Raw genomic sequence first — 22,554 nt, 5'->3', positions numbered from 1 at the left:
CATGGCACGCAAGTCAACGACACAACGGGTGGTGGTTTCGACGATCGGAGCGTGGTTCTTCGGCTTCCTGATCTTCTTCCCGATCCTGTGGATGGTGCTGGCGAGCTTCAAGACCGAGCTCGAGGCCTTCGCGATTCCGCCGTCCTTCCTGTTCTTCCACTGGACCACCGAGAACTATGCGACGGTACAGGAGCGCAGCGACTATTTCCTGCATGCGTTGAACTCGATCATCATCGCCGGCGGCTCGACATTGATCGCGCTGCTGATTGCGATCCCGGCGGCCTGGTCGATGGCGTTCTCGCCGACCAAGCGCACCAAGGACGTCCTGCTCTGGATGCTCTCGACCAAGATGATGCCGCCGGTCGGCGTGCTGGTGCCGATCTACCTGATCTACAAGAGCTTCGGCCTGCTCGATTCCCGCATCGGCCTCGTCTTCATCCTCTGTCTCGGCAATTTGCCGATCGTGATCTGGATGCTGTTCACCTATTTCAAGGAGATCCCGCGTGACATCCTGGAGGCCGCGCGCATGGATGGCGCCACCATCGGCCGCGAGCTGGTCTATGTGCTGACGCCGATGGCGATCCCGGGACTGGCGTCGACCTTGCTGCTCAATCTGATCCTGGCCTGGAACGAGGCGTTCTGGACGTTGAACCTGTCGACCTCGAACGCCGCGCCGCTGACCACGTTCATCGCCTCCTATTCGAGCCCGGAAGGGCTGTTCTGGGCAAAATTGTCGGCCGCCTCGACGCTGGCGATTGCGCCCATTCTCGTCCTCGGTTGGTTCAGCCAGAAGCAGCTCGTGCGCGGGCTCACCTTCGGCGCGGTGAAGTAAAGGGGCTGCCGGATCATGGGTCAGATCACACTTCAGGGCGTGCAGAAATCCTTCGGCCCCGTGCACATCATCAAGGGCGCCGACCTCGACATCGCGGACGGCTCCTTCGTCGTGTTCGTCGGTCCCTCCGGCTGCGGCAAGACCACGCTGTTGCGGCTGATCGCCGGGCTCGAGGACGTCACCGGCGGCGCCATCCTGATCGACGGCAAGAACGTGGTGGACACGCCGCCGGCCAAGCGCGGGCTGTCGATGGTGTTCCAGTCCTATGCGCTCTATCCGCATATGAGCGTGCGCGGCAATATCGGCTTCGGCCTCAAGATGGCGGGCCTTGCCAAAGACGAGATCAACCGCAAGGTCGAGGCCGCCGCCGCGACGCTGAACCTCACGCCCTATCTCGAGCGCAAGCCGCGTGAGCTCTCCGGCGGCCAGCGCCAGCGCGTTGCGATCGGGCGGGCCATCGTCCGCGAGCCCAAGGCGTTCCTGTTCGACGAGCCGCTGTCGAACCTCGATGCCGCGCTGCGCGTGCAGATGCGCATCGAGGTGACGCGGCTGCAGAAGCAGCTCGGCACCACCGCGATCTACGTCACCCACGACCAGGTCGAGGCCATGACCATGGCCGACAAGATCGTCGTGCTCAACGCCGGCAAGATCGAGCAATATGGCTCGCCGCTGGAGCTGTACGAGCGGCCCGCAAATCTCTTCGTCGCCGGCTTCATCGGCTCGCCCAAGATGAACCTCGTCACCGGCGAGCCGGCAAAGCAGCAGGGCGCAGCCACTATCGGCGTGCGGCCGGAGCATCTCAAGATCGAGCGCGACGGCGCCGGCGGCTGGCAGGGCACGATCGCGGTTGCCGAACATCTCGGCAGCGACACGTTCCTTTACGTCGATGCCGGCCCGCTCGGCATGCTGACGGCGCGTTACATCGGTGAATTGAGTCTGCATGCCGGCGACCGCGTGGCGCTGGTGCCGGATCCCGCGCGCATTCACCGCTTCGACGAGGGCGGCAACGCGCTTCGAGGCTGACAAGAAACGTCAAGAAACGGAAAGATCGACATGTACCTGGAAAAATTCAAGCTGAGCGGCAAGACCGCGTTCATCACCGGCGGCGGGCAGGGCATTGGGCTGGCCTGCGCCGAAGCGCTGGCCGAGGCCGGCGCCAAGGTCATCATCGGCGACCGCGACAGCAAGATCGCTGATAGCGCCAAGGCCAGCCTGAAGGCCAAGGGGTTCGACATCGAGACCGCCATCATGGATGTCACCGACACCAAGCGCGTCGCCGAGGTCGCGAACGATCTCGTCGCCCGCCACGGCAAGGTCGACATCCTCGTCAACAATGCCGGCATCGCCCGCAGCGAGACCCCGGCCGAGACCGTCACCGACGAGCACTGGCTCAACGTCATCGACGTCAACCTCAACGGCACCTTCTGGTGCTGCCGCGAGTTCGGCAAGCACATGCTGAAGGCGGGAAGCGGCGCCATCGTCAATGTCGGCTCGATGTCCGGTTTCATCGTCAACAAGCCGCAGGAGCAGTGCTTCTACAATGCCTCCAAGGCCGGCGTGCATCATCTGACCAAGTCGCTCGCCGCCGAATGGGGCGCCCGCGGCATCCGCGTCAATGCGGTGGCGCCGACCTATATCGACACGCCGCTCAACGCCTTCGTGAAAAGCACCCCGAAAATGTACGATGCCTGGATCGGTGGAACCCCGATGGGGCGGATGGGGCAGGTCGAGGAGATCGCCTCGGTCGTGCTGTTCCTGGCCTCGGAGGCCGCGAGCCTGATGACGGGCAGCATCGTGCTGGTGGATGGCGGCTACACTTGCTGGTAGGCTCACCGTCAAGACGGGCGGGAGCTTCCGGGAGCGACAATGCCGCGAGCGTATATCGGCGTCGACGTGGGGACCACGAGCACGCGGGCAGGGGTGTTTGACGCGGCGGGAACGCTGCTTGCGACCGCCAAACATCCGATCCGGATCTGGCACGAGGCCGGCGATATCGTCGAGCAATCGTCCGAGGATATCTGGCAGGCCTGCGTCAACTCGGTGCGGGCAGCGATGGCGGAAGCGGCTATTGCGCCCGATCATGTTGCCGGCATCGGTTTCGATGCGACCTGTTCCCTGGTGGTGCTCGACAGCAAGGGCGAACCGCTCACCGTCAGCGCCTCCGGCGAGGCGGAGCGCAACGTCATCGTCTGGATGGATCATCGCGCCGTCGCCGAAGCGCGGCTGATCAACGAGACCGAGGATGCCGTGCTGCGCTATGTCGGCGGCTCGATCTCGCCGGAGATGGAGATGCCGAAGCTGTTGTGGCTCAAGCGTCACCTGCGCGCGAGCTTCGATGCCGCCGGGCATTTCTTCGATCTGGCGGACTATCTGACCTGGCGTGCTACCGGATCGCTGCAGCGCTCGACCTGCACCGTCACCTGCAAATGGAACTATCTCGCCCATGACGGCGGCGGCTGGAGCGCGCCGTTCTTCAAGCGCATCGGCATGTCCGACTTCGTCAGCGAGAAATACGCCCGCATCGGCACCGAGATCGTCGCCCCCGGCACGCGGCTCGGCGCCGGTCTCACCCGCGCCGCCGCGGCCGATCTCGGCCTGTCCGCCGGCACGCCGGTCGGCGCGTCCCTGATCGATGCCCATGCCGGCGGCATCGGCGCGATCGGCGGGCGCGACGGATCGGGCGGGACGACCGACGTCACCGATCGCCTCGCCTACATCATGGGAACGTCGGCCTGCATCATGGCGACGACGAAGGAGCCGTGCTTCGTGCCGGGCGTCTGGGGTCCCTATTATTCCGGCATGGTGCCGGACTTCTGGCTCAACGAGGGCGGCCAGTCGGCCGCGGGCGCGGCGATCGACCATCTGCTCAAATCGCATCCGGGACATGCCGAGGCGAGCGCGGCGGCGCGCGGCGAGGGCGTCGACCTCATAGAATTCCTCGAGCGCCGCATCATCGCGCGCGCCGGCGATGCCAGCCGCGCCGCGCTGCTCGCGCGCGACGTCCACGTGCTTCCCGAATTCATCGGCAACCGCTCGCCTTACGCCGATCCCGACACCCGCGCCGTGATCGCGGGCCTCGATCTCGACACCGATATCGGCTCGATGGAACGGCTCTTCGTCGCCGGCCTGTGCGGGCTCGCTTATGGGCTCGCCGAGGTGATCGAAGCGTTTGCCGCGCATGGCGTTCATGCCGGCATCATGATCATGGGCGGCGGCGCCAGCCGCAGCCCTTTGGTCCGCCAGATCATGGCCGATACCACCGGCCTCACCGTGGCGCTGCCACAGACCCGGGAGCCGGTGCTGCTAGGCGCGGCGATGTTAGGGGCGGTCGCCAGCGGGGCCTATGCCTCGATCGGCGAAACCATGGCCAAGATGTCGGCGCTCGGACGCAAGAGCGAGCCGACCGCGCCCGACATGTCCGCATTTCACAAACGCAAGCGCGAGGTCTACAAGCTGCTGCGTGAGGTCGATCGGGGCAGCCGGGCGGCGATGGGCGACATCGCCAGAAGCTAGAAGGACCCGCTGAAGACATGCTGATTTCCTGCGGCGACGCGCTGATCGATTTCGTGCCGACCAAGAATGCTGACGGCCGCGAAGCCGTGATGCCGGCGGTCGGCGGCTCCTGCCTCAATGTCGCGATCGGCGTCGCCAGGCTGGGCGCGCCCACCGGCTTCGTCGGCGGCATCTCGAACGACATGTTCGGACGTATGATCGCCGATCATGCGGCTGCCTCGCATGTCGAGCTGGGTTTCGCCACGCGCAGTGACCACCAGACCACGCTCGCCTTCGTCCGCATCGTCGCCGGCGAATCGCATTACGCCTTCTACGATGCCGAGACCGCGACGCGGAATTGGACGTTTCGGCGCGGCACCATTCCGTTCGCCACGGTCGAGGCCGTTCACATCGGCTCGACCACGCTGGTCAACGACCGGGGCGCTGCCGAGACCAAGGCCCTGATCGCGGAAGCGAAGGCGTCGTCGACGATCTCCTTCGATCCGAATTGCCGCCCCAATCTGGTCAGGGACAAGCCGGCCTATCTCGCCCGCATGAATGAGTTCGCGACCCAGGCCGATCTCATCAAGATGTCGGACGTCGACTTTGCCTATCTGTTCGGCGAAGAGCCGTACCAGCAACGCGCGCAAGCGCTGCTGGGGCAGGGGCCAAAGGGACCAAGCCTCGTCGTCATCACCCGCGGCAACAACGGCGCCATCGCCTGGCATGCGAAGGCCGGAGAGATCGAGGTCGAGGCGCCCAAGGTCGCGGTCGCCGATACCATCGGCGCCGGCGACAGTTTTCAGGCCGCGCTGCTGTTCGCCTTGCACAAGCAGGGGCGGCTGCCCCGCCAGCAATTGAAGGACATCAGCGCGGATGAGCTGCGCCGTGCGCTGTCCTTTGCCGCCAATTGCGCTGGCCTCACCTGCACCCGCCCGGGCGCCGATCCGCCCTGGAGCCACGAGATCAGCTGGAGCTGGTAGTCCGCCTCACAGCCGCGCGACGATCTTCTCGGCGCATTTCACAAATCCCGGGATCAGCGGGCTCTGCGAGTCGCGCCGCCAGCACACGGCGATGTCGATGGAATCTGCGGCATCGCGCAGCGGCCGGAACACGACGCCGCGCGGCGCGCCGAGCCTGGCGCAGGCCGGCAGGACCGCAAGACCTTCGCCGGCGAGGACCAGGCTCATCGCCGAATTCACCGTCTCCACCCGGCTCGCGATCGGCATCACGATCTGGTGCCGTCGCAGCAGGGCCGCGACCGCGGAGGAGGCGGGGTCCCGCTCCGGCGGCGGCAGCGCAATCAGCGGGCGGCCCTGCAGCCGCGCCATCGGCACGGCGCCGAGCCGTGCCAATGGCGAGCGGTTCGGCATCGCCAGCATGAACGGCTGCGCGCCGATCCGTGCCACCTGGATCTCGGGATGGTGGATCGCCGGCATGCACAGCGCGACCGTGACGCTGCGGTCGAGCAGCCGTGCCTCGCGCGTCGATGCGCTGAGGTCGACGAAATCGAGATCGACGCCGGGGATGGATCGCCGCAGCTCCGGGATCAGCCGTGGCAGCACGGCATTCGCCAGCACGAACATGTAGCCGACCGCGAGCCGGCCGCGCCGTCCGGAAGCGACGGCCCGCGCGGCTTCAGCCCCGTCGGCGGCGAGCGCCAGCGCTTCGCTGGCGCGCGTCATCAGCGCCTGGCCCGCGTCCGTCAGATCCATGCCGCGCGTGCCGCGGCGAAACAGCGGCGCGCCGATCTCGGCTTCCAGCTTGCGGATCTGGACCGTGAGCGGCGGCTGCGCCATCCGCAACCTCTCGGCGGCCTTGCCGACGCTGCGGGCCTCGGCCACGGCGACGAAATAGCGAAGACGGCGAAGATCCATAGGCATACCGAAATCGTATGGGTTGGCCACCAAAATCGTATTGGACGCCGAGTTAACAAAACTGTCATTCTCGATGTCAATGCATTGGGCCAACGGCGGCCCCGCTTCGGAGCATGATCTGACGATGAACGGCGATCCCTGCCTGCTGTCCGCAACCGAATTGCGTCACCTGATTGCGGACAAGCAGATCTCCCCCGTTGAAGTCACCCGCGCCGTGCTCGCACGCGCCGAGGCGCTCCAGCCCGAGCTGAACTGCTTCATCACGATCTGCGGCGACGAGGCGATGGCAGCGGCCGGCGAGGCCGAGCGCAAGGTCATGGCCGGCGAGCCGCTTGGCCTGCTGCACGGGCTGCCCGTCACGGTCAAGGACATCGTCAACACCAGGGGCGTCAAGACCACGTTCGGGGCCGTTCCCTACAAGGACAACGTGCCCACTGAGGACGCCGTCGCGGTCGCAAGACTGCGTGAGCAAGGCGCGATCCTGATCGGCAAGACCACGACGCCGGAATTCGGCAGCAAGTGCCTGACCGACTCGCCGCTGTTCGGCCGCACCCGCAATGCCTGGAGTGCGGAGCGCTCCTCCGGCGGCTCGAGCGGCGGCGCGGCGGTGGCGGTGGCGAGCGGCATCGCGCCGCTGGCGATCGCGACCGACGGCGGCGGTTCGACGCGGATTCCGGCCGCCTGCAACGGCGTGGTGGGCCTGAAGCAAAGCAACGGCGTGATCGCGCACAGCCAGGCGCTCGATGCGTTCGGCAACCAGACCTATGTCACGCCGACCACGCGCACCGTTGCCGACACCGCCTTGATGATGCAGGCGATGGCAGGCGAGGACGCCTGCGATCCCTGGTCGATCGGCGTGCCCGTGCCTGACTTCATCGGCACCGCCGCGCCGCGCGGCGATCTGCGCGGGCAAAAGATCCTGTTCTGCGCCTCGCCGCCGGGACGCCCGGTGTCGTCGGATGTCGCTGCGGCCTTCAAGGCGAGCCTCGACCGGCTCGCTAGCCTCGGCGCCGAGCTCGAGGAATTCTCCGGCGAGGGCTACGACGTCGAGCCGATCTGGCGCGCCATCAATCACACGGTCTGGCGCTCGCGCTTCTCCAAGCTGGTGGCCGAGCATCGCGAGGCCTTGAGCGAAGCCTTCCTCAAGCAGATCGCGCTCGCAACCAATGTCAGCGGCGTCGACTATCAGGAGGCGATGTTCGCGCGCACCGCGCTGTTCCGCCGCGTGCAATCCCTGCTTGCGCGCGGGCACCTGCTGGCGATGCCGACCATCACCCGCACCGCGCTGCCGATCGACCAGGATCTGTTCGGCAAGATCGAGATCGACGGGGTGCAGTTCGACAGCGTCCGACCGCACTGGTTCCCGTGGACCATGCCGTTCAACATGACCGGCCACCCCGCGATCAGTTTGCCCTGCGGCTTCGGCCGCGACGGCCTGCCGATCGGGCTCCAGCTCGTCGGCCGCTTCCGGCATGATGCGGAATTGCTGCGGGTGAGCGCACTGTTCGAGGCCTCAAGCGACCTACTGTCCCGCCGGCCGGAATGACGGTATGCGTATCCCGCAAAAGGCTTGCGTCCGGGGCCCGGACATGGTGTTCGTGCCGCGAATGATGAGCTCCGAAACCGACCGCGCATGAGCGTATTTGTCCCAATGTGGCATGGCGCCCGCAACCCTCTCGGTGTCGTCCTGGCGAAAGCCAGGACCCATATCGCGGAATCTGTCGGGGACAGGCGGTGTCAGTACCGAACGAACAGTCTTCGCCAAACCGCTCCCTCGGGCTATGGGTCCTGGCTTTCGCCAGGACGACGTCGGAGTTCGTGAAAGCATGAGCGTATTTGTCCTCCGACGTGTTCTGACCTTGCTGGCGACGCTGGTTGGCGCGTCCGTCATCATTTTCCTGGTGCTGGACGCGCTGCCGGGCAATGCCGCGCAGATGCTGATGGGCGCCGACGCCTCGGCCGATGCGGTACGCGCGCTCACCGTCAAGCTCGGGCTCGATCAGCCGCTGGCGGTCCGCTATCTGCAATGGATCAAGGGGCTTGCCCTCGGCGATCTCGGCAATTCCTATGTCTACGGCACGCCGGTCGCGAGCCTGATCGCGGAGCGGCTGGTGCTGACCATTCCGCTCGCGATCATGTCGATGCTGATCACGGTGGTGCTGGCGCTCTCGGCCGGCATCTACACCGCCGCCAACCACAACAAGCTCGGCGATGTCGGCGTGATGTCGCTGACGCAAGTGGGCATCGCATTGCCCAACTTCTGGTTCGCTATTCTCCTGGTGCTGCTGTTCGCCGTGCGGCTGCAATGGCTGTCGGCGGGCGGCTTCGCCGGCTGGGATGGCGGGATCTGGCCAGGGGTCAAATCGCTGCTGCTGCCGTCGATCTCGCTCGCGGTCGTGCAGGCCGCGATCCTTGCCCGCGTCACCCGCTCGGCGGTCCTCGAAGTGCTGCGCGAAGACTTCGTTCGCACTGCGCGTGCAAAAGGGCTCGGCAAGCGCGAGGTGCTGTGGGGCCATGTGCTGCGCAATGCCATGATCCCGGTCATGACGGTGATGGGCCTGCAATTCGCCAATCTGCTGGCCGGTACCATCGTGATCGAGAACGTGTTCTACCTGCCCGGCCTCGGCCGGCTGATCTTCCAGTCGATCGCCAACCGCGACCTGATCGTGGTGCGTAATTGCGTGATGCTGCTCGCGGCCATGGTGGTCGTCGTCAATTTCGTCGTCGACGTGCTCTATGCCTTCATCGATCCCCGCATCAAGGTGCACGACCTGTGAGCGCGCCTCTGACCACTTCTATTGACGCGCCGGTCGCAACGCGCCCCTTGACGGCGAGGGGCTTCTGGGGCCGCGCGCTGCGCCATCGCAGCTTCGTGCTCGGCGGCGCGTTGACCCTGCTGGTGGTTGTGTCGGCTTTGCTCTCGCTGGTGTGGACGCCGTGGCCGCCCAACGAGATCGACATCGCTTCGAAACTTCGGCCACCGTCGGCAGCGCACTGGCTCGGCACCGATTCCTTCGGCCGCGATATCGTCTCGCTGCTGCTTGCCGGAGCACGCTCCACCATCCTGGTCGGCATCATCGCGGTCAGCATTGGACTTTCCTTCGGCGTCTGCCTCGGCCTGATCGCCTCGGCCAAGCGCGGCTGGACCGAAGAGATCATCATGCGCTTCTCCGATTTCACCTTCGCGTTTCCGGCCGTGCTCTCGGCGATCATGCTCGCCGCGGTGGCGGGGCCGGGCATGGTGACCTCGATCATCGCGATCGGGATCTTCCAGATCCCGACGCTGACGCGGCTGACACGTGGTTCGGCCAATGCGATCTGGGCGCGCGAATTCGTGCTGGCCGCGCGCGCCTCAGGGAAGGGTGCTTTTCGCATCACCATCGAGCACGTCTTGCCAAATGTTCTCTCGATCCTGATCGTGCAGGCGACCATCCAGTTCGCGCTCGCAATCCTCGCTGAAGCCGCGCTGTCCTACCTCGGCCTCGGCACCCAGCCGCCGCAGCCGTCCTGGGGCCGCATGCTGAACGATGCGCAGACCATGCTGTTCCAGTCGCCGATGCTCGCGGTCTATCCGGGCGCGGCGATCGCGATCGCCGTGCTCGGCCTCAATCTGCTCGGCGACGGCCTGCGCGATCTGCTGGATCCCCGACTGGCGCGGGAGCGGTGAGGATGGCTGATCCCGCGACCATGCCGCTGATCGAGGTCGACAATCTCGGCGTCCGCCTCAACACCAGCCGCGGCTCGGCACAGGCCGTGCGCGGCGTCAGCTTTGCGCTGAAGCGCGGCGAGACGCTTGGGCTCGTCGGCGAGTCCGGCTGCGGCAAATCGGTGACCGCGCTGTCGCTGATGGGGCTGCTACCGGACAGCGCGGTCGTCACCGGCAGCATCAAGCTCGATGGCAAGGAGCTCGCGCGGCTGCCGGATGCGGATTACTGCAAGCTGCGTGGCAACCGCATCAGTATGATCTTCCAGGAGCCGATGACCGCGCTCAACCCGATGCACACGATCGGCCATCAGGTCGCAGAACCCTTGCGGCGTCACAAGAAATATTCCGCCGCGCAGGCGCGAAAAGAAGCGATCGCCTTGCTCGACCGTGTCGGGCTGCCCGATCCGGCGAAACGCATCGATGCCTATCCGCACCAGTTCTCCGGCGGCCAGCGCCAGCGCGTCACGATCGCCATGGCGCTGGCCTGCGAGCCGGATCTTTTGATCGCGGACGAGCCGACCACCGCGCTCGACGTCACCATTCAGGGCCAGATCCTCGATCTCATCGCCGACCTCGTCGAGGAGCGCGGCATGTCGATGATCCTGATCTCGCACGATCTCGGCGTCATCGCCGAGAACGTGCAGCGCATGATGGTGATGTATGGCGGGACCGTGGTCGAGAGCGGGCCGACCGACGAGGTCTTCCGCCGCATGGGCCATCCGTACACGCAAGGCTTGTTCCGCGCCCGGCCGAAACTCGGCGCGCGCAAGGGGACGCGCCTGAAGACGATCTCCGGCACCGTGCCGGAGCTCGCCGATCTGCCGGCCGGTTGTACCTTTGCCGATCGCTGTCCGCTGGTGATCGATGCGTGCCGGGCGGCGCTGCCGCCGATGGTCGACGTCGGGCCCGGGCATGGCGTGCGCTGCATCAGGACCGATGTCTCCATGGCTGCGAATGTCGGAGCGCTGTCCGCATGACCGCAGCACCTCTTCTCGACGTCAAAGATCTCGAGCAGCGCTACACGCTGCCGCGCGAAAGCCTGTTTCGTCCGCCCGGCGAGGTGCGCGCGCTCAATGGCGTCAGCGTGCAGGTCCAGGCCGGCAAGAGCCTCGGCATCGTCGGCGAATCCGGGTCGGGCAAGTCGACCTTTGCCCGCGTGGTGATGGCGCTTGAGCGGCCGACCGCGGGCGAGGTCACGCTGCTCGGCCGCGATCTCAACCGCCTCGCTCCGGATGAATTGCGCCGTGCCCGGCGCGATTTCCAGATGGTGTTCCAGGACCCTTACGGCTCGCTCGACCCGCGCCAGACCATTGCGCGCATCGTCGCCGAGCCGCTTACCGTGCTTGACGATGCCGACCGCACCACGTTCCGCGCCCGCGTCGCCGCGGTGCTGAAGCAGGTCGGCTTGCGCGAAGCGGACATGGATAAATATCCGCACGAATTTTCCGGCGGGCAGCGCCAGCGCATCGCGATTGCGCGGGCGCTGATCACGCAACCAAAGCTGATTGTGGCCGACGAGCCGGTCTCCGCGCTCGACGTCTCCGTGCAGGCGCAGGTGCTGAACCTGATGCAGGACCTCCAGGAGCAGTTCGGCCTCAGCTACATCCTGATCAGCCACGACCTCGCCGTCGTCGATTATCTCTGCGACGAGGTCGCGGTGATGTATCTCGGCCGGATCGTCGAGCAGGGGCGGCCGGAGGATCTGTTCGAGCGCTGCGCCCATCCCTACACCCGGGCGTTGCTGGACGCCGTGCCGCGCGCCCGGGCCGGTGGTGGCCGGCGCCGGCGCGGGGCCCAGGCGATCGCCTCGCAATCGGCCGCGGCCAGCGGATGCCCCTATGTCGCGCGCTGTGCGCTCGCCGACCAGCATTGCCGGGAGGTTCCACCCTTGCTAGGCAGGGTGGGCGAGGGACACCTTGCCGCCTGCCACAAGGCGGAGGCCGTGATGGCATTGCCGCAGGCGGCCATGGAAGGTTAGTGTCGGCTACAGGATTGGCTTAGTATTAAAAGGCAGAAGAAGGCCGGGGAGTTGGGCATGTTGAAGAAGCTATCGATCGTCGCTTTTGCCGCAGCATTGGCCGCGGCGCCGCTGCCGGTGCTGGCGCAGAGCAAGAAGGACAGCGTTGTCATGGGCATGACGCTGGAGCCGCCGGGACTCGATCCGACCAATGCTGCCGCGGCCGCGATCGCCGAGGTGACGCTCTACAACATCTATGAGACCCTGACCAAGATCAACGAGGACGGCTCGGTCTCGCCGCTGCTGGCCGAGAGCTGGACCGCGTCTCCCGACCTGAAGACCTATACCTTCAAGCTGCGCAAGGGCGTCAAATTCCAGAACGGTGAGGCCTTTAATTCCGCCGCCGTGAAATTCTCGTTCGAGCGCAACGCGGTCGCCACCAGCACCAACAAGGACAAGAGCCTGTTCCAGGCCTTCGAGAAGGTCGACGCGCCCGATGCCGACACGGTCGTGATCGCGGTGAAATATTCCGAGCCGAACCTGCCGTTCCTGCTCGGGCAGGCTAGCGCTTCGATCGTCGAACCGAAGAGCGCGGCGACCAACGTCACGCAGCCGGTCGGTACCGGCCCCTACCAGCTCGGCGCTTGGGCCAAGGGCTCGTCGATTACGCTGACCAAGTGGGCCGACTATCGCAACGCCTCCGCGATCAAGCTCTCGAAGGTGACGATCCGCTTCATCTCCGATCCCGCCGCCCAGGCCGCGGCGCTGCTCTCGGGTGACGTCGACGCCTTTCCGCGCATCGCGACCCGCGTCGTTGCGCAGTTCAAGGCCGACCCGCGCTTTACGGTGCTGATCGGCGGCTCCAAGGCCAAGACCATCGTCGCCATCAACGAGCGCAAGAAGCCGCTCGACGACGTCCGCGTCCGCCGCGCCATCCTCGCTGCGATCGACCGCAAGGCGTTGATCGACGGCGCCGTCGAGGGTTACGGCACGCCGATCGGCAGCTTCTACACGCCGGGATCGCTCGGCTATGTCGACACCACCGACGTCAACCCCTACGACCCCGAGAAGGCCAAGAAGCTGCTCGCCGAAGCCGGCGTCACCACGCCGCTCGAGCTCAGCCTGAAGCTGCCGCCGCCGCCCTATGCGCGGCAGGGCGGCGAGATCGTCGCGGCCCAGCTCGCCAAGGTCGGTATCACCGCCAAGATCGAGAACGTCGAATGGGCGCAATGGCTGTCGCAGGTATTCGCCGGCAACGGTCCGCACAATTTCGACCTCACCATCGTCAGCCATGTCGAGCCGTTCGACCTCGTCAAGATCACCGAGCCCGACTACTATCTCGGCTACAACAACGAGAAGTTCAACGCGCTCTACAAGCAGATCGTCTCGACCCCGGACGAAGCCGCCCGCGCCAAGCTGCTCGGCGACGCCCAGCGCATGCTGGCGACCGATGCCGTCTCCGCCTACCTGTTCCAGCCGCAATGGCCGACGGTCATCAGCAAGAAGCTGAAGGGCGTCTGGAAGGAAGTCCCGCAATTCGAGAACGATTTCTCGACCTGGTCCTGGGAATAGGGAGCGCAGAACCGTCACCCTGAGGTGCGAGTGGCGCGATGCGAAGCATCGCGCCGGGAGCCTCGAAGGGCGACGGCCCGGCTGCGTCTCGGCCGTCCATCCTTCGAGGCTCGCCCGGCAGCGCGATCGCGCTGCCGAACTCGCGCCTCAGGATGACGGGATGAGAGTTGTTTCGTCTTGGCAACAGTCATGCTGCCGTCACCCTGAGGTGCGAGCCGTGCGGTGCAAAGCACCGTGCGGGGAGCCTAAGGATGATGTTGCGGGCATCAGTAAGATGCCAGGACACATCTGCGTCCTGGAGATCGTTGACCTGCGTCAAACCCAACCAAATGGGGGCTGCTAGGAAGGTTCACCCGAAAACTGGGGCGCGGCCATGATGAACTGGTGCCTGAAATCGTTGATGATCGCCGGACTTGCCGGGCTGGCTGGTGCGGCCCAGGCCGAAGACATCGACATTGGCAAGTCAGAATTTCAGTCGTCGTGCGCGAGCTGTCATGGTGCGGACGGACGAGGCAAAGGACCCGTCAGCGAACAGCTCAAGGTACAGCCTGCAGATCTGACGATGTTGGCCAAGAACAACAACGGCGTCTTTCCAACGAACGCTGTCTACGAAACCATCTATGGATCGAAGACGATTGCCGCTCACGGCACGCGTGAAATGCCGATATGGGGAGAACGGTTCAATCCCATCGTGAACTTGCCGCATCATGTCGATCCGTACTACTGGCAAAAGGCCGGACCCGAGCAGAGCCCGGAAGTTGTCGTGCGAACGCGGATTCTCGCGGTTATCGATTATCTGAACCGTATTCAGCAAAAGTAGCAACCGACGAGCATCAGCCACAGGCGTGACCGCGGTTCGTTCTGCGGATTTTCCGATGTTGGCAATATGCTCCTGTTTTGCCCGACGTGTCAAATCGCCGGGCTGCTGGCCTGAGCCATTGATCTATCGGTCACCGGCTACTGTGCATGGGGTTGTTTTTCAGATTTTGGCCGACGCCTAGGCCGCCGCAGGCAGATCCGGATCGGCGATCGCGCCCGCAACACGCACGCGGACGCGCAGTGCGTTGCCGGGGAGATAGGCGATCGGCATGTCCTCGACATCGACGGTCTTGAGGCTGTCGCGCGCAGCACCCGCCTGGACCGCGCGGTCCGCCGCGATGTCGCGCGCGGCGGCGATCGCATCCTCGCGGCTGAGATCGCGGAACACCTGATCGGCTTCGCCGGAGACCTGCGCGATCGCAGCCCCCACGGCATTGGCGCAGTCGCCATGCGCCACGCGCACAATCTCGGAAATGCCGGGCAGGCGGTCCGGCACCAGGAAGGCGCCGCCGCCGACCGCGAGCAGCGGCACGTCGCCGGCCTCGGTCTTCATGCGGTCGATGTCTTCCTCCAGCTTGCGCCAGGCATCGCGCAGCGCGGCATCGATCAGGCGTTTCGGCAAGTTCGCAACGCGCGAGCGGTCGCCGATGTCGATCAGGCCGGCTGCGACTGCCACGTCGGTGGCGGTGAGGCGCGAGCCGCCGAACACCAGCGCATCCGACGTCAACCGATAGCCGACGCTGAGCGGGCCGACGCGCACCGGGTCCTCGTCGACATGGCTGCCGCCACCAAGCCCGATCGACAAGAGATCAGGCATCCGGAACAGCGTGCGCACGCCGCCGACCTCGACCACGGCATTGGCCTCGCGCGGGAAGCCGTGACGAAGCTGGCCGATGTCGCTGGTGGTGCCGCCGACGTCCACGACCATGGCATCGTCGAGGCCGGAGAGGTGCGCGGCGCCGCGCATCGAATTGGTGGCGCCGGAAGCGAAGCTCATCACCGGGAAGGCGGTGGCGATCTCGGCCTGCATCACGGTGCCGTCGTTCTGGGTCAGGAACAGCGGCGCATCGATGCCGCTGTCGGCGATCGCCTTGCGGAAGGCGGCGACGGTAGTGACGGCGAGGTCGTGCAGCGAGGCATTGAGCAGCGCGGCATTCTCGCGCTCGAGCAGGCCGATGCGGCCGAGATCATGCGACAGCGTCACCGCGACATCGGGGCAGATGTCGGCGAGGATCTCGCGCGCGGTCGTCTCGCAGGAGGGATCGAGCGGGGAGAAGCTCGAGCACACCGCCACCGAACGCAGGCCGGCGTCCTTGATTTTTCGCGCGGCATTCTTGAGGCCGGCGACGTCGAGCGGCATGAACGGTCGGCCGTCATAATCGTGGCCGCCTTCCAGCATGAAGATCTCGCCGTTGACGAGCGAGGCGAGATCCGTCGGCCAGTCGCAGAACGGCGGCAGCGAGGCGCTCGCGGGCATGCCGATGCGGATCGCGCCGATCTTCTGCACGTGGCGGCGCTGCACCACGGCATTGATGAAATGCGTGGTGCCGATGACGACCGCGTCGACTTTCACGGCGGCGGCCGGCTCGGCGCGCAGCGCCTTGAGCGCGTCCAGAATGCCCGAGGTGACGTCTGATGTGGTCGGGCGCTTGACGGAATGGACGACCTTCTCGTCGACGATCAGCACGGCGTCCGTGTTGGTGCCGCCGACATCGATGCCAATACGCTTCATGGGATCTTAAGCTCCGGCCGCTGCGGCGAGAAGAGGGAACGGAAATCGAGGTCATAGCCGAAGGCGCGCGGGCCGACGAAGTCGAGACCGCGGGGGCTCGTCAACACCGGCGGGGCGGGCAGGGCGACGACGGTGACGCGCTGGCCATAGCGGATGGTCTCGGTGCCGATGCCGTGGCCGTTGACGCTGTCGAGCACGCAGATCAGATCGGGCGAGGTCGCAATCGCTTCCTCGTCGCGCCAGGCCACGATCCATTCGTTCTGGAACGAGAGTTTGAGCCTGGTGCCGCGGTCGGAATCGCTGCCGTCGACCATGGCGGTGCCGCGCAAAAATCCTTCGGTGGTGCGGCGGGCGACGTCGACGATCTTGCCGGTGAACAGCTTCTTGCCGCCCTCGGTTTCGAGCAGCGCGGCGATCGGATCCTCGTGACGGCGGTTGGCCTCCTGCACGGCGCGGCCGATGCGGATCGCCTTGGTGGTTGTGAAGTGGATGCCCCAGTCCTTCACCTCGCGTCCGGTGCGCGGCGCCTTGCTGGTGGAGGCGATCGAGCCCATCTCGACGCAGATCTTGCGGCTGGCCCGCTCCATCCATTTCCAGCTCGGCACCTTCGTCACCACGGCCTCGATGCCGCGGGGATCGTAGAGGGTGCAGGGATAGGGACGGAGGTCACCGATCGCGACCGAGGTCATCTGTGCCTCGGGAAAGGCGCGGCCCATGCAGTCGGCGTCGACCACGGGGATGCCGAGATGGGCGGCCGCCATCAGCGCCTGTACGCCGTTGCCGCCGCCGATCTCAACCGACATCACGGCGCGGAACTTGATGTTGTTGATCTCCTCCTGCATCCGCACGGCGCGTGCGATGTTGCGGCTGTCGGCGAGGCGCTCCTGGCCAACCAGCGGCGCGCCCATGTTGGAGACCACTGCGACCCAGTCCTCGTCGTCGAGGTCGAGCGGCGACATCAATTGCACGCGGTGCCCGTCGGCATAGAGCCGGCGCAGATTGAGCAGGCCGAGATAGGGGCTGCCGCCGCCGCCGGTGCCGAGGATCCAGGCGCCGACCGCCAGCGCTTCGATGTCCTCGAGGCTGATCGTCTTCAATTCCACTGTGCTCACGACACCAGCTCCTCGACGATGCGGGCCGCCGCGGCAATGCCGAGGATCACGGGGCCGGGATAGGCGGCGCGCACGCGCGCCTTGTTGGCGCTGGTGTAGCTGATGCAGTCCATCACCACGAGATCAGGCTCGAGGTCCGCCATGGTGCGAGCGGCCTCATCGACCGTGGCGTCGCTGGAGCCTGGACGCAGCGTGATGCCGACCACCTCGACGCCGCCGCGCTGCCATTTCTTGTCGATCAGCGCGGTCTGCTCGGGCAGCGGCGAGAACACGCCGAGCCGGCCCTTCGGCAGCACGGCCTCGACGAGATTGTGCAGAATGGCCGAGGGCAGGATGACGAGGCCGTCGGCCGCGAGATTTGGAAACTTGCCGGTGCAGGCCATCAGCGTCACGCCGACACCCTCGTGCTTGAAGCGGGTAATCTGCTGGCTGGCGCGACGCTCCACTTCCTTCTTGCTGATGGTGACGCCGTCGCCGTTCGGCAGCAGCGTGAACAGCGTGTCGTAGCCGTCCATCGGCGGGATGGCGTCGATCTCGGCGCGGCTCATGCCGTCGAGCGCGCCGCGCAGCTCGATCTGGATACCGGGCGACAGCACGGCGGCGATCTCGGCGGCGACGCTGGGGCGCGGGCTCTGGCCGATCACGACCACTCCGATGCGCTGGTGCTTCAATGGCATGTTCATGGGGGCTAGTCCTTCAAGACGACGAGATCGGCCGGCGTCCAGTCGAGCGTGACGTTGTCACCGGGAACGAACAGGCGGCTCGTGCCTGCATTGGGTTGCTGCACGAGAACGCGATGGCCACCCTCGAGCGTGATGCGATAGAGCACTGCGCCGCCGAGGAAGTTGGTGTTTTCGACGACCCCGTGTGCAGAAGCGCCGGCAGCATCGACACGTGGCGAGAGGCGGATCTTCTCGGGACGCAGCGCCACCGAGAGAGCGTCCGCGCCCTGCGTCATTGAAGGCGGCAGGGTGAGGACCAAGCCATTGCCGACATCGAGGTTCGGCCCGACACGCTCGCCGCGAAAGATGTTGGTGTCACCGATGAAGTCGGCGACGAAACGCGTGGTGGGATTGTTGTAGATTTCGGTCGGCGAGCCGACCTGCTCGACGCGGCCGCCATTCATCACCGCGATGCGGTCGGACATCGCCAGTGCCTCTTCCTGGTCGTGGGTGACGAAGACCAGCGTCAGGCCGAGCTTCTTCTGGAGCTGCTTGAGCTCGAACTGCATCTGCTGGCGCAGCTTCTTGTCGAGCGCCCCTAACGGCTCGTCGCAGAGCAGAACGCGCGGGGCGATCACGATGGCGCGGGCAAGCGCCACGCGCTGCTGCTGGCCGCCGGAGAGCTGGGCAGGGCGGCGGTCTTCGAGGCCGGAGAGTTCGACCATGGCGAGCGCCGCCTTCACTTTGCCTGCGATGCTCGCCTTGTCGAGCCCGCGCATGCGCAGGCCAAAGGCGACGTTCTCGGCGACGGTGCGATGCGGGAACAGCGCATAGTTCTGGAACACCATGCCCATGTCGCGCTTGTGCGCGGGCACATGGGTGATGTCGGCACCGTCGACGCGGATCGCGCCTGCGCTGGGCGTCTCGAAGCCGGCGATCATGCGCAGCGTCGTGGTCTTGCCGCAGCCGGACGGGCCGAGCAGGGAGAAGAACTCGCCCTGCCTGATGTCCATTGCGACCGCGTCCACCGCGCGGACGCCGCCGTCATAGACCTTGCTGACGCCGGCGATGTCGATCGATGCGCTCATGCGCGGAAGATCCGGTTGACGCGCTGGTCGATCTCGTCCTTGCGCTCGTTGTACCACTTCCAGTCGACCTGGATCAGCTTCGAGACTTTCTCCGGGGTCGTGAGCAGCTTGGCGTCATATTTGGCGTCGAGCTTCACTTTCTTGTTGGCCGGCGAGTACCACACGGTCTCCGCGAGGCGCTTCTGGACCTCAGGACGCAGCATGTAGTTCACATAGGCGTTGGCGAGCTCCTTCATCTTGCTGCCGGGCGTGATGGTCAGGACCTGCTCCAGCGACAGCACGCCTTCGCTCGGCGAGACGAAGTCGGTCGGCTGGTTCTGGCCGTCATAACGATAGATGCCGGAATCGTGGATGACGCAGAGGCCGACCTCGCCCGACAGCAGCATCTTCTCCATTGCGCCGGTGAAATCGACGATCTTGATCGGCTTGAGCTTCTCCAGCGCCGTGTAGGCCGCGTCGAGATCGGTCTGGCCCTTGCCGAACAGCGTGCCGCACATCATCAGGAAGGCCTGGCCGAGGCTGTTGACGGGAATCACATAGCCGCCGCGGACGCCGTTATATTTGGCGTCCCACAGCTCCTTCCAGGAGGTGATGTTGCCATAGCCCTTGTCGGTGCGCATGCCCAGGCCAATGGCACTGGTGAAGATCGAGACGCCGACGATCTTTTCGCTGACGGCGTAGGGATAGACGTCAGCGAGGTTGGGCACGAGCTTGGCGTCGATCTTCGGCTCGACCAGCCCCATCTCGGCTGCGGCCCATTGCTCGTTGGAATTGGTGTGCAGCACGTCGTAGATCGGCGCCGAACGGGAGCTTGCCTGAAGCTTCGGCAAGTATGGGAAGGCGGAATCGATCTGCAGCTTGCACTTGAACTCGGTCTCGAAGGCGGGACCGATTTCCGCCTTCATGATGTCGCCCCACTTGCCGCCCCATCCGGTGATGCGCAGCGTCGGGTCGTCGGCGCGCGCGACGTAAGGAGCGGCGATGGTGCCGATGCCGAGCGAGGCGCTCGCGGTCAGAAAGCGGCGGCGGCTGAGCGGTCCCAAAGCTTTCATCATGTCTCGAATCCCTGAGGTTACAATGAGTGGTTACAATTTGACGTAGGAGCGCAGGCCGACGGTGCGGTCGAGCCCGATGACGACGACGAAGGCCAGCACGATCGAGACGACGGAGGCGGCGCCGATGGTGCCGTCGAGGTCGAACTTGAGGTAGTTGAACAGCGTGACCGGCAGCGTCTCGTTGCCCGGTGAAACCAGGAACAGCGACACCGGGAACTGGTCGAAGGAGACGATGAAGGCGAAGATGGCGCCGGCGAGTACGCCCGGCTTGATCAGCGGCAGCGTCACCTCGAAGAAGGTGCGCACGGGGCTTGCACCGAGATTTTGCGCGGCTTCCTCCAGGCGCGTGTCGAAATTGTGCAGCACCGCGAGAGTCGTGCGCACCACGTATGGCAGTGTCACCAGCGTGTGGCCGGCCACGAGGCCCCAGGTCGGGCGTCCCACATCGAGCAGCACATAGGTCTGGAACAGCGCGAGGCCCGTGAGGATCGCCGGCAGCATCAGGGGCGAGAGCATGGTCGCCACGATCAGCCGCGTGCCCGGCAAATTGCCGCGCGCGAGGGCAAGCGCCGCGGAGGCGCCAAGCGCGGTCGCCGACGCCGTGGTGAGCACTGCAACTTCGAGGCTGAAGCCGAGCGCTTGCATGAAATCGCGTGAGGCGAAGAACTTTTCGAACCAGCGCAAGGACACGCCGACCGGCGGAAACTGGATGAAGGGTGTCGGGTTCAGGGCGAACACGACGACGATCGCGATCGGCGCCAGCAGGAAGACCAGGATGGCGATGTTGATGGCGAGATAGAGGTGGCGGCCGGAGTGCCGGGGAGCGGCGGCGATACGCACAGGCGCAGCGTGATCGGGGGCGAGCGATGGACTGTGCGAGGTGGAGGTGCTCATCACCGGCCTCACTGCAATTCACGCTGGCCGGAGACGAGGCCGAGCGCGCGGTTATAGGCGATGACGAGGACGAGCGAGATGATCAGCAGCACGATGCCGAGCGCGGCGGCGAAGCCGACGTTGAAATTCGCCGAGATCTGCTGGTAGATCAGGATCGGCAGCGTCATGATCTGGAAGCCGCCGAGCAGGATCGGCGTGACATAGGCACTGATCGCGAGCGCGAAGACCAGCAGCGAGCCGGCGAGGATGCCGGGCAGGCTGAGCGGCAGCGTCACCTCGAGGAAGGCGCGCAAGGGGCTCGCACCGAGATTTTCCGCTGCCTGCTCCAGCCGCTCGTCGATGCGGCCGATCACGCCTGTCAGCGTCAGCACCATGAAGGGGACATAGATGTGAACGAGGCCGACCACGATGCCGGTCTCGGTGTACATCAGCTTCAGCGGCTCGGCGATGAGGCCGAGCGACATCAGGGTCTGGTTGACCACGCCCTTGTCGGAGAGCAGCGTCATCCAGGCGAAGGTGCGCACCACGATGCCCGTCAGCATCGGCGCCAGCACCGCCATCAGCAGCAGCGCGTGACCGGTGCGGCTCTTGATCCGCGCCATCCAATGCGCCAGGGGATAGCCGATCAGGAGCGCGACCAGCGTGGTCACGAGGCCGATCCGGATCGTGGTCCAGACCACTTCGAGATAATAGGGATCGCCGATCATGCGGGCATAGTGGCGCGTGGTGAAGGCAACCTTCGGCATCACCACCGGATTGCCGGTGAGCACGCTCATCACGGCCATCAGCCCGATCGGCAGAAAGAAGAACAAGGTGAACAGCAAGGCGCTCGGAAGGATAAAGAGCGCAAGGCCGTTGGGGCGTTGGCTGGCGGCGCTGTTCATCGCGTCCCCGTCTGACTACGCGCTGCATCCTGATCGAGCGGATCGCCGGTCAGTCGTCGAAGCTTGGCGGCCATGGTCGCGAGTTCGCGACGGACATTGGCGCGCTCGGCGGCGGTGGTTGCCTGCACCGAATAGGACACTGCGATTCCGACCATCTCGCCGGTCTCGCCGCTCTTGAGCGCAAAGCCTTGCGAGCCGACGCCCTCGATCGATTCATCTGATGCTTCCGAGACGCCAGTGCTGCGGATCTCGTCGAGCCGCGCCATCAGCTGCTTGAAGTTTTGCGGCGAGTTGCGCGGCAGCTTTGGATAGCTCGCCGGTATGCGCGCGCGGATATCCTCGTCGGAGAGACGGGCGAGCATCGCGCGGCCGTTCGAGGTCGCGAGCGCCGGCGTGCGCTGCCCCGGGGGATTGACGACGCGCAAGGGATTTGAGCCCGGCACGATGCGGAGCACCACTTGCTCGTAGCCGTCGAGCACGGCGATATATCCGGTATGTCCGGTGCGCGCGCAGACTTCGCGCAACTCGCGCTCGGCCATGCCGATGAGATCGTCATGAGCGCGATGCAGCCGGCCGAGCTCGAAGGTGAGGAGGCCGGGCCGGTAGCGGCGGGTGTGCGGATCCTGCTCGAGCAGGCCGCAGTCGCGCAAGGACCGCAGAAGCCGCGAGGTCGAGCTCTTCGGTTTGCCTGTCAATGCCATCACATCCGCGAACGACAGATCCGGCCGCGCGCTGGAAAAGCAGCGGAGAATCTCGATCGCGTTGGTCAGGGCGCTCATGCAGGCTGATCCGAGCTAGTTCCAAATTTCGGAACCGTGTCCCAAATTCTAAGCCTGGCGTGGAAACGGGCAAGCGGAAATTTCCGGCAGGGT

General features: G+C 65.7%; 21 protein-coding genes. 12 read left to right on the top strand and 9 right to left on the bottom strand.

The window, feature by feature from the left end; translation table 11 throughout:
* The first annotated feature begins 1 nt into the window (after position 1).
* Genes XH89_RS25075 through XH89_RS25055 form a run of 5 tightly spaced genes read left to right on the top strand, consistent with a single transcriptional unit; the run spans position 2 to position 5,307 of the window.
* Entirely contained in the window at positions 2–832 is an 831-nt protein-coding gene (locus XH89_RS25075; protein ID WP_194463062.1) for a carbohydrate ABC transporter permease, read from the top strand.
* 15 nt (positions 833–847) lie between these two features.
* Positions 848–1,855: an ABC transporter ATP-binding protein gene (locus tag XH89_RS25070; RefSeq protein WP_194463061.1), complete on the top strand. Its 1,008-nt coding sequence runs from the start codon at positions 848–850 to the stop codon at positions 1,853–1,855.
* 30 nt (positions 1,856–1,885) lie between these two features.
* A complete protein-coding gene (locus XH89_RS25065) occupies positions 1,886–2,659 on the top strand; it encodes an SDR family NAD(P)-dependent oxidoreductase (protein ID WP_194463060.1) in 774 nt (257 codons plus the stop codon).
* A gap of 39 nt (positions 2,660–2,698) precedes the next feature.
* The gene (locus tag XH89_RS25060; RefSeq protein ID WP_194463059.1) at positions 2,699–4,345 is read left to right on the top strand and encodes an FGGY-family carbohydrate kinase; all 1,647 of its coding nucleotides are present in this window, start codon (positions 2,699–2,701) and stop codon (positions 4,343–4,345) included.
* A gap of 17 nt (positions 4,346–4,362) precedes the next feature.
* Positions 4,363–5,307, top strand: a complete 945-nt coding sequence (locus XH89_RS25055) for a carbohydrate kinase (RefSeq protein ID WP_194463058.1) — start codon at positions 4,363–4,365, stop codon at positions 5,305–5,307.
* Between the two features lie 6 nt (positions 5,308–5,313).
* Here XH89_RS25055 and XH89_RS25050 read toward each other — a convergent pair whose 3' ends face one another.
* Complete coding sequence (locus XH89_RS25050) at positions 5,314–6,201, bottom strand: LysR substrate-binding domain-containing protein (protein WP_194468616.1); 888 nt, start codon at positions 6,199–6,201, stop codon at positions 5,314–5,316.
* 124 nt (positions 6,202–6,325) lie between these two features.
* On the opposite strand from XH89_RS25050, the gene XH89_RS25045 reads away from it, so the two are divergent.
* From XH89_RS25045 to XH89_RS25015, 7 genes are all read left to right on the top strand, one after another.
* Positions 6,326–7,747: an amidase gene (locus XH89_RS25045; protein ID WP_194463057.1), complete on the top strand. Its 1,422-nt coding sequence runs from the start codon at positions 6,326–6,328 to the stop codon at positions 7,745–7,747.
* A gap of 280 nt (positions 7,748–8,027) precedes the next feature.
* Positions 8,028–8,978, top strand: coding sequence for an ABC transporter permease (locus XH89_RS25040; protein ID WP_194463056.1), 951 nt, complete (start codon positions 8,028–8,030; stop codon positions 8,976–8,978).
* Positions 8,975–9,868 (top strand): ABC transporter permease, encoded by an 894-nt coding sequence (locus XH89_RS25035; RefSeq protein WP_194463055.1) that lies wholly within the window; start codon positions 8,975–8,977, stop codon positions 9,866–9,868. Before XH89_RS25040 ends, XH89_RS25035 begins: the two co-directional genes overlap by 4 nt.
* A gap of 2 nt (positions 9,869–9,870) precedes the next feature.
* Positions 9,871–10,884 carry an ABC transporter ATP-binding protein gene (locus XH89_RS25030; protein WP_194463054.1) on the top strand — a complete coding sequence of 338 codons (1,014 nt, stop codon included), beginning with the start codon at positions 9,871–9,873 and terminating at the stop codon, positions 10,882–10,884.
* Entirely contained in the window at positions 10,881–11,885 is a 1,005-nt protein-coding gene (locus XH89_RS25025; protein WP_194463053.1) for an ABC transporter ATP-binding protein, read from the top strand. The genes XH89_RS25030 and XH89_RS25025 overlap by 4 nt, the downstream gene beginning before the upstream one ends.
* A gap of 57 nt (positions 11,886–11,942) precedes the next feature.
* Positions 11,943–13,436: an ABC transporter substrate-binding protein gene (locus XH89_RS25020; RefSeq protein ID WP_194463052.1), complete on the top strand. Its 1,494-nt coding sequence runs from the start codon at positions 11,943–11,945 to the stop codon at positions 13,434–13,436.
* A gap of 373 nt (positions 13,437–13,809) precedes the next feature.
* Positions 13,810–14,256 carry a c-type cytochrome gene (locus XH89_RS25015; protein WP_194463051.1) on the top strand — a complete coding sequence of 149 codons (447 nt, stop codon included), beginning with the start codon at positions 13,810–13,812 and terminating at the stop codon, positions 14,254–14,256.
* Positions 14,257–14,433: 177 nt separating this feature from the next.
* Here XH89_RS25015 and XH89_RS25010 read toward each other — a convergent pair whose 3' ends face one another.
* The 8 genes from XH89_RS25010 to XH89_RS24975 are packed head-to-tail and all read right to left on the bottom strand — an operon-like array spanning position 14,434 to position 22,461.
* On the bottom strand, positions 14,434–15,987 hold the full coding sequence (locus XH89_RS25010) for a hydantoinase/oxoprolinase N-terminal domain-containing protein (RefSeq protein ID WP_194463050.1): 1,554 nt from the start codon (positions 15,985–15,987) through the stop codon (positions 14,434–14,436).
* Positions 15,984–17,099, bottom strand: a complete 1,116-nt coding sequence (locus tag XH89_RS25005) for a DUF917 domain-containing protein (RefSeq protein ID WP_194463049.1) — start codon at positions 17,097–17,099, stop codon at positions 15,984–15,986. Before XH89_RS25005 ends, XH89_RS25010 begins: the two co-directional genes overlap by 4 nt.
* On the bottom strand, positions 17,096–17,782 hold the full coding sequence (locus XH89_RS25000; RefSeq protein ID WP_194463048.1) for an AroM family protein: 687 nt from the start codon (positions 17,780–17,782) through the stop codon (positions 17,096–17,098). Before XH89_RS25000 ends, XH89_RS25005 begins: the two co-directional genes overlap by 4 nt.
* Positions 17,783–17,787: 5 nt before the next feature.
* A complete protein-coding gene (locus XH89_RS24995) occupies positions 17,788–18,849 on the bottom strand; it encodes an ABC transporter ATP-binding protein (protein ID WP_194463047.1) in 1,062 nt (353 codons plus the stop codon).
* On the bottom strand, positions 18,846–19,904 hold the full coding sequence (locus tag XH89_RS24990; protein ID WP_194463046.1) for an extracellular solute-binding protein: 1,059 nt from the start codon (positions 19,902–19,904) through the stop codon (positions 18,846–18,848). Before XH89_RS24990 ends, XH89_RS24995 begins: the two co-directional genes overlap by 4 nt.
* Before the next feature lie 30 nt (positions 19,905–19,934).
* Positions 19,935–20,798 (bottom strand): ABC transporter permease, encoded by an 864-nt coding sequence (locus XH89_RS24985; protein ID WP_194463045.1) that lies wholly within the window; start codon positions 20,796–20,798, stop codon positions 19,935–19,937.
* A gap of 8 nt (positions 20,799–20,806) precedes the next feature.
* Positions 20,807–21,682 (bottom strand): ABC transporter permease, encoded by an 876-nt coding sequence (locus XH89_RS24980; RefSeq protein ID WP_194463044.1) that lies wholly within the window; start codon positions 21,680–21,682, stop codon positions 20,807–20,809.
* Positions 21,679–22,461 carry an IclR family transcriptional regulator gene (locus XH89_RS24975; RefSeq protein WP_194463043.1) on the bottom strand — a complete coding sequence of 261 codons (783 nt, stop codon included), beginning with the start codon at positions 22,459–22,461 and terminating at the stop codon, positions 21,679–21,681. The genes XH89_RS24980 and XH89_RS24975 overlap by 4 nt, the downstream gene beginning before the upstream one ends.
* Between the last annotated feature and the right edge of the window lie 93 nt (positions 22,462–22,554).

This window comes from Bradyrhizobium sp. CCBAU 53340 (assembly GCF_015291645.1).
Lineage (GTDB): Bacteria > Pseudomonadota > Alphaproteobacteria > Rhizobiales > Xanthobacteraceae > Bradyrhizobium.
Note: the sequence above shows the minus strand (reverse complement) of the source record. Positions and strands in the feature narration are given on the sequence as shown.

Bases quoted from the DNA above. Each gene is read 5' to 3' on its own strand.
- XH89_RS24980 (WP_194463044.1), bottom strand. From the start codon at position 21,682: ATGAACAGCGCCGCCAGCCAACGCCCCAACGGCCTTGCGCTCTTTATC.
- XH89_RS25010 (WP_194463050.1), bottom strand. From the start codon at position 15,987: ATGAAGCGTATTGGCATCGATGTCGGCGGCACCAACACGGACGCCGTG.
- XH89_RS25060 (WP_194463059.1), top strand. From the start codon at position 2,699: ATGCCGCGAGCGTATATCGGCGTCGACGTGGGGACCACGAGCACGCGG.
- XH89_RS25030 (WP_194463054.1), top strand. From the start codon at position 9,871: ATGGCTGATCCCGCGACCATGCCGCTGATCGAGGTCGACAATCTCGGC.
- XH89_RS25075 (WP_194463062.1), top strand. From the start codon at position 2: ATGGCACGCAAGTCAACGACACAACGGGTGGTGGTTTCGACGATCGGA.
- XH89_RS25050 (WP_194468616.1), bottom strand. From the start codon at position 6,201: ATGGATCTTCGCCGTCTTCGCTATTTCGTCGCCGTGGCCGAGGCCCGC.
- XH89_RS25000 (WP_194463048.1), bottom strand. From the start codon at position 17,782: ATGAACATGCCATTGAAGCACCAGCGCATCGGAGTGGTCGTGATCGGC.
- XH89_RS24975 (WP_194463043.1), bottom strand. From the start codon at position 22,461: ATGAGCGCCCTGACCAACGCGATCGAGATTCTCCGCTGCTTTTCCAGC.
- XH89_RS25065 (WP_194463060.1), top strand. From the start codon at position 1,886: ATGTACCTGGAAAAATTCAAGCTGAGCGGCAAGACCGCGTTCATCACC.
- XH89_RS25015 (WP_194463051.1), top strand. From the start codon at position 13,810: ATGATGAACTGGTGCCTGAAATCGTTGATGATCGCCGGACTTGCCGGG.
- XH89_RS25025 (WP_194463053.1), top strand. From the start codon at position 10,881: ATGACCGCAGCACCTCTTCTCGACGTCAAAGATCTCGAGCAGCGCTAC.
- XH89_RS25070 (WP_194463061.1), top strand. From the start codon at position 848: ATGGGTCAGATCACACTTCAGGGCGTGCAGAAATCCTTCGGCCCCGTG.
- XH89_RS24995 (WP_194463047.1), bottom strand. From the start codon at position 18,849: ATGAGCGCATCGATCGACATCGCCGGCGTCAGCAAGGTCTATGACGGC.
- XH89_RS25055 (WP_194463058.1), top strand. From the start codon at position 4,363: ATGCTGATTTCCTGCGGCGACGCGCTGATCGATTTCGTGCCGACCAAG.
- XH89_RS24990 (WP_194463046.1), bottom strand. From the start codon at position 19,904: ATGATGAAAGCTTTGGGACCGCTCAGCCGCCGCCGCTTTCTGACCGCG.
- XH89_RS25040 (WP_194463056.1), top strand. From the start codon at position 8,028: ATGAGCGTATTTGTCCTCCGACGTGTTCTGACCTTGCTGGCGACGCTG.
- XH89_RS25045 (WP_194463057.1), top strand. From the start codon at position 6,326: ATGAACGGCGATCCCTGCCTGCTGTCCGCAACCGAATTGCGTCACCTG.
- XH89_RS24985 (WP_194463045.1), bottom strand. From the start codon at position 20,798: ATGAGCACCTCCACCTCGCACAGTCCATCGCTCGCCCCCGATCACGCT.
- XH89_RS25020 (WP_194463052.1), top strand. From the start codon at position 11,943: ATGTTGAAGAAGCTATCGATCGTCGCTTTTGCCGCAGCATTGGCCGCG.